This is a genomic window from Listeria costaricensis, assembly GCF_900183385.1.
In the GTDB taxonomy this organism is placed as follows: Bacteria; Bacillota; Bacilli; order Lactobacillales; family Listeriaceae; genus Listeria; species Listeria costaricensis.
On record NZ_FXUT01000013.1, the window covers coordinates 73,650 to 80,182 of the forward strand.

6 protein-coding genes are annotated in these 6,533 nt (G+C 40.2%); 1 reads left to right on the top strand and 5 read right to left on the bottom strand.

Going from position 1 to position 6,533, the window contains the following annotated elements; genetic code table 11:
- Window positions 1–336: 336 nt before the first annotated feature.
- Window positions 337–810 (bottom strand): tRNA adenosine(34) deaminase TadA, encoded by a 474-nt coding sequence (gene tadA, locus CS921_RS11525; RefSeq protein ID WP_099224034.1) that lies wholly within the window; start codon window positions 808–810, stop codon window positions 337–339.
- A 206-nt stretch (window positions 811–1,016) separates the two neighbouring features.
- Between tadA and CS921_RS11530 the strand changes: the two genes are divergently transcribed.
- Window positions 1,017–2,597: an acetate--CoA ligase gene (locus tag CS921_RS11530; RefSeq protein WP_099224036.1), complete on the top strand. Its 1,581-nt coding sequence runs from the start codon at window positions 1,017–1,019 to the stop codon at window positions 2,595–2,597.
- Between the two features lie 127 nt (window positions 2,598–2,724).
- On the opposite strand, the gene CS921_RS11535 is transcribed toward CS921_RS11530, so the two are convergent.
- The 4 genes from CS921_RS11535 to CS921_RS11550 form a co-directional block, all read right to left on the bottom strand.
- Window positions 2,725–4,131, bottom strand: a complete 1,407-nt coding sequence (locus CS921_RS11535; RefSeq protein WP_099224038.1) for a MucBP domain-containing protein — start codon at window positions 4,129–4,131, stop codon at window positions 2,725–2,727.
- Between the two features lie 90 nt (window positions 4,132–4,221).
- Window positions 4,222–4,680: a YehR family lipoprotein gene (locus CS921_RS11540; RefSeq protein WP_099224040.1), complete on the bottom strand. Its 459-nt coding sequence runs from the start codon at window positions 4,678–4,680 to the stop codon at window positions 4,222–4,224.
- Between the two features lie 26 nt (window positions 4,681–4,706).
- Window positions 4,707–5,390: a cyclic nucleotide-binding domain-containing protein gene (locus CS921_RS11545; RefSeq protein ID WP_099224042.1), complete on the bottom strand. Its 684-nt coding sequence runs from the start codon at window positions 5,388–5,390 to the stop codon at window positions 4,707–4,709.
- Between the two features lie 365 nt (window positions 5,391–5,755).
- Window positions 5,756–6,436, bottom strand: coding sequence for a cyclic nucleotide-binding domain-containing protein (locus CS921_RS11550; protein WP_099224044.1), 681 nt, complete (start codon window positions 6,434–6,436; stop codon window positions 5,756–5,758).
- Window positions 6,437–6,533: the final 97 nt, after the last annotated feature.

A 6,533-nucleotide genomic window follows, 5' to 3' on the forward strand; every position in this document is an offset into this window, starting at 1 on the left:
TTTCCCGTTGCGTCTTTCTCTCTGAATAAGTTTGTGAAAAAACTAATTCAACCCTCAAACGAGTTGTTCTATAATTCACAATGATGGCTAAAGCTATGTATGGTTCTTCACTTACCAAGTTAGAGAGAGTTTTACATTATAATAACTACCATATACAAATTATTTTATCCTATTTCCCAAGAAAATTATTTAGTTCTTTTGTTGCTATTTTTACATATTCCCCAATAAACAAATAGACTATTTATAAACCCCAGGCATTGCAACAGCTTTACTTTTGTGTTGATATTCACAATGGCATCCAAAAAAGAAGAATAAAGATAAATCAGGCCCAAAGACCTACTTGTTTTGCGATGCTTTCCGCTCTTTTCTAAGCTCCCGAAAGAAATTGGTCAGCATTTGCCCGGTTTCTTCTACCAGTATTCCTTTTTCCACTTCACAGGTATGGTTAAACCGATCATCTTGAAGCAGATTCATCAAAGTTCCGGCTGTACCGGCTTTGGGATCGGAGGCCCCGTAATACACTTTTTCAATCCGTGAAAGAAGGATCGCCCCGCTGCACATCGGGCATGGCTCAAGAGTTACGTAAAGCTCAGCACCACTTAGCCGCCATGAATCAACATGTTTACAAGCATCTTGAATGGCTAAAATTTCAGCATGTGTGATCGCGTTTTGTGTGGTTTCTCGCAAATTATGACCGCGACCAATGATCTCGCCATCCTTTACGACAATGGCTCCAATCGGTACCTCTCCGATTGCCTGTGCTTTCTTAGCTTCATCCATGGCTATCCGCATGTAATCGGCTGGCTCCATTTATGCACCTCATTTCTGTAAAATTATTCATCTTCATTGTAGCATAGCACGCGTACAACCTTAGACTAATCTGCTCAAGCTGAAATCTGCTTCTAAGTCTTTTTTGTTTGCTTTTCGATTTTATTTATATTACCATGTATTAGTAGCAGGTAATAAAACGAAATAGTCTCAATATACAACCTATTCAAAAAGGAGATTTGATAAAAATGTTTTCAGAAAATTTAATCGCGCCTGAAAAATACAATATTACGGATGAAATCACTCGCTTTGCTTCCGATAAGACGGCACTCATTTGGCGAAACGAACATGGTGAGGAGCGCAACTGGTCGTATAATCAACTGCTTGAAGAGGCAGCCAAATTTGCACATCTTGTTCAGCAAGCCGGCATTCAAAAAGGTGACCATGTGATTGTCATGACGCCTCGACTGTTGGAAACCTATGCGATTTATATGGGACTCTGGCAAGCAGGGGCCATTATTATTCCCGCTTCCGAGTTATTGAAAGCACACGACCTGGCCTATCGAATCGAGCATGCCGGTGTCAAGGCAATCGTTACTTATGATGGTATGACGGCTGAATTCGACAAAATTGACTCCATGCCGACCGTTCAAGCAAAAATCCTGCTTGGCGGACAAAAGGACGGTTGGGCATCCTATGAAGAAAAAATGGCCACAATGCCGACTACTTTCACAAATGTGGAGACGTTCAGCACGGATCCTTGTCTGCTGGCCTTCACGAGCGGAACAACTGGCAATCCTAAGGGAGTCGTCCACGTTCACGGCTGGGGCTATGCGCATATCCGAATTGCCGCCGAACGCTGGTTGGACATTCATGAAGATGACCTTGTCTGGGCAACAGCTGGCCCCGGCTGGCAAAAGTGGGTCTGGTCGCCATTTCTTTCAGTCCTTGGCAAAGGCGCCACCGGTTTCATTTTCGGCGGTCGTTTCAGTCCGCAAAACCAACTGCACCTGCTGCAAGATGAAAAAATCAACGTGCTCTGCTGCACACCAACTGAATATCGACTGATGGCAAAAGTTTCCGGTTTGGACGGCTATGATTTAAGCTCGCTTCGGAGTGCCGTTTCGGCGGGGGAACCGCTCAATCGTGAAGTCATCGCCGTCTTCCAAGAACACTTCGGCTTGAAAGTACGTGATGGCTATGGACAAACGGAAAGCACCCTCCTGATCGGCACACTGGTCGACACGGAAATCCGTCCTGGCTCCATGGGCAAACCGATCATGCCAGAATATATGGCGATTATTGATGAGCTTGGACAGCCCGTTCCAACTGGTGAGATTGGCGACATTGCCATCAAGAAAGATTTTCCCGCCTTGTTCGAGGCCTACTACAAAGAACCGGAACGCCTTGAAAAAGCCATCCGCGGTGACTATTTCGTAACAGGTGACCGGGCAACCGCAGATTCCGATAATTACTATTGGTTCCAAGGCAGAAACGATGACATCATTATCAGCTCCGGCTATACAATCGGCCCATTTGAAGTAGAGGACGCGTTGACCCATCATCCAGCGGTCAAAGAAGTAGCCGTTGTCGCAAGTCCGCATGAGATTCGCGGAACGGTCGTAAAAGCCTTTATCGTTTTAAAAGAAGACTATAGTGGCTCCGATGATCTGATCAAAGAATTGCAGACTTTCACTAAAGAAAGAACTGCCCCCTACAAATATCCTCGCCGTATCGAATTTGTCGACGAACTTCCTAAGACAGATTCTGGCAAAGTCCGCCGTGTTGCCTTGCGTGAAGCCGAATTCGCCGCCGTTCGCAGCAACTAACCTTATAAAGCACCCGTTCCAACTGGCTCATAACAATATGAGTGTCAGTTAGAACGGGTGCTTTTTTTCATACGAATATTTCCCGGGGAATAAAATATTTTCACCTATAGAAACATATGCCTAATCTCTAAGCCCAAGACAGATCGATCAGTTGGTACTGCAGGTCAATATCTGTCGGCCCCATTTGTCCTTGTGTCATTCCACTAGTATTTCTAATCTCATAATCGCCCCACTCCAAGCGGTCGCCAATTGAAACGCCCGAAGCATTCACATTACTATAACACTGATAAGTGATTTTACTTGGGAAGCGATAACTCTCTCCCTCATTAAACGTAAACTGATTCCACGGTACACCTGGGAACACCCCATTTGTCAGCGTTGCATCTTCTGTCAATGTCCCACTATAAAGCACCCCGCCGTCCGCATCATAAGCAGTCACTTTATAATAAACCGGGCTGATATATCCTCGTGTTTGCGTGTTGATTAGCGCTCCTGCATTGCTGTAATTGACCGTGACCTTTAGCGGTTCATTCTTTTTATAAATAAAGGTGATCGTTTTTGTCTGACTATCAAAGATGCCTGTTTTTTCTCCAATAGTCGATTTTAATGTAAATCCAGAAATCGCCTTTTCAACCGCTTGATAATTTGTCCCGATATTGCCTTCTAAAATTAGCTCTTCCAAAAGAGGTTGATTATTTTCATCTAGATAACGAACTGTGACTTTTCCTTTTTCAACTGCGGTCTGGTTCTTTTCATAAACATATGTGACCGTCTTGGCCGTATCTGAAAATTGACCGCTCTCTTCACCAGTCGTATTTTTCAACGTATAGCCCGTAATCTCTTTGGGTGTTGTTTGGTAAGTGTCCCCAACCGTTCCCTCTAACACGGTATCTTGGACGAGCGTTTCATTATTTTCATCTACATAATGAACGACCACTTTACCTGTCTCAGCAGCTGGAGTTGGCGTTGTGAGATACCCCACGTAACGATAGCCATCGATATTTTCCGGCGTATGCGTATGAGTGTGTCCCATTTCAACTTCTTTATACGTATCATTCATTAATTTGGCTGTATCTGCTGAGGCAACCATTTGTCCTGCTGAAAACACACCCACTCCAATCACCAGCAGTAAAAGTTTTTTCTTCGTTTCATGGCTTAATTTCCGTATGAAAAATGCCCCCGCCAAGAAAAGTATCAAACCGGCAGCAAGTGTCAAACCTGACATTGAATCACCTGTTTTTGGCAAGTTTTCTTTCTGCGAGACATGCTTGACAGCCATAGTCGGTTGATTGGTCTCTGCACTCACTGTAAGTGGCGCTTCCTTTTCATAGATCAGGCGAAACGTTTGCGCGTTATCCGCCCCTTCTATGGCTGGCTTTTCTCTGATTATACTGTTTTTCTCAGACGCACTTAAATTTTGAATGTCTTCATGTGTAAATGTAACATTTGTTGCGGCAAAAACAGTAGCTGGTGTCCCCAATATCCCCAACACTAGTAAGAAAATCAGTAAATTGCATGAAATAAATTTCTTCATTTGCCTATTTCCTCCTTTTGATTTTTATATTTTCAAAAAGTTAAGCACATTTTGTCGTACTGAACCTTTTACCCAAGACTCTCGTGTTTCTTATTTCTTTTCTTCATAACCATTTTTTTTGAGCAATTCTTCTGATTTCTCCATGCTTACCCCATTTTTCTTAGCATTTTCATCAAACAGCATGCCCGGAACATTTTTAAGCTCATCAAAATCGACATTTTCATAATTGATTTCAACATCTTCTATGGCGTAATCATCCTCATATTTGATACTTTCTTTGACACCTTGTAATCCTTGATATTGTTCGGAAGCTGGTTTCAGTATGGCTTCGGCTTCTTCTTTATTAGTAACTCCCATCGTTGCATAGGTGATTTTATTTTTAGTCGTTTGCTTCGTTACTTTATCATCCTTATACCAGTACTTTAATTCCGACTCCAAACCATTTGCATTTTTTGTAAATGTTTTTGTCTGTTCTTGTGCACCACACGCAGCCAATACCAAAAATGCCATGACCGCTATTAACATAAGACTTTTTTTATAAAAATTCATCTTTTCCCTCCATTTTTAGATACCCTTCATTCTTTCATAAAATAGGTTTTTCTAACTTTCTCTCGATTGATAATGATCGGTTTAATCGACAGCATGATGCCCTGTTCCAACCATTGTAAAAATACTTTGTTAATTTTATATGGACTTACTTGGAGATACTCGCTTAGTAAACGCTTGGTTACGTAAGACGGCGCTCGATACTGTGTCGATTCTATAAACGCTTGGTTTTCAAGCCCTTCAAAAGAAGCAAACTCCCACAACGTTCTGGCGATTTTCTTTTCCAATGAATCATCTGGGAAGAAAAGGTGCTGCAACAGGAAAAGATATTTCATGCTTACTCGTTGCAAGAGGATCGTTAAAAATCGCGGATCTGCATAAATATGGTCCATAAAGTATTCATGTTCAATCTGAATCCCTTCTCCGTCACTCAAAGCAATCACACGATAATCGAAGAAAAAAATCTTTTCATGATGTGGAATAAAATGCTCAATTCCAATAAAATCATTACATTTTAAGATTGTCAGCGGCAGCCATACATTATGACGGAACACCTCAATCTTCAACTCACCTTTTGTAATAAGGTAAATAATCCCTTCATCAATGTCGTTCTTGGTGCTGTACAAAATTTCACGTTTCTTCCATGATTTTACTTTGGTAAATCTTTTTTTCAAAAAAGGATTTGATGTCAAAATTTCAATTAACTTTTCCATCCTTACCACCTACTAATCTGCCTCTATTTTCCAGCTTCCTGCCGCGCTTTTTCGTCGGCTCCTCCTTTCACAGTCTTTGTAATCATTCATTCTAGTCCCGCAGAATATAATGATTATTAATTATTATTATCAGACAGTGTCAAACTATTCAACGTCACTATCTGCAAAATTGCCAACAAATTCAGAGTGTTCACATTTTAGACATATTTGTATTTCGGATTTTCTCTTTAAAACTTAATGATTGATCACTAATAAACCTTTACACAATACTATTTTCATTTGTTTTTCACAAACTATAAATTTAATTTTATTGAATTTACTGATTTGAACACTATAAGCCAATAAGTCTCTATATAAACTTTTCATCACAAATAATAGACTTGTTTTAATTTATCTTTATTGATGACAATGGGGCGAATGGAGGAAAGAATTCCCGTGTCTTCTAACCACTGCACAAAGATTTGTCGAATTTTATATACACTTACCTGCAAATATTCAGCCAGGATTTGCTGTGTGATATACGAAGGAACCTTATAAACATTCATTTTCATGAGTGCTGGATTTTCCAACGTTTCAAAGGAAGAAAACTCCCATAATACGCGAGCCAGCTTTTTGTCCAAGCTTTCATCTGTTAGAGCGTGGCGCTGCAGCAAAAACAAGTAGCGCATGCTGACACGCTGTAAAAGAACGTTTAAAAATCTGGGATCTGCATAAACATGGTTCATAAAATATTCATGCTGGATTTGAATGCCCTCTCCGTCACTAAGCGCAATAATCCGATAGTTCAGTTTGAAAATTTCTTCATGAAAGGGAACCAGATACTCAATTCCAATAAAATCATTATTTTTTAAAATCGTTAGTGGGATCCACTGTCCATTTTTTTGTATTTCAATTTTCAGCTCACCTTTTCTTACCAAACAAATGATTCCCGAATTAAAATGACTTTTTACGTCTAGCAATATCTCTTGCTTTTTCCATGAAATGCTTTTCGTATATTTATGTTTAAAGTAAGTATTAGAAGTTAAAATTTCAATTAGTTTTTCCACTTTTATTGCTCCTAATCTTAAATTTGAAATATTTTTTACATAATCAGTATTCCCTCTAATAAAAATGTCAATCTACTACCTTTTTAAAATAAAAAAG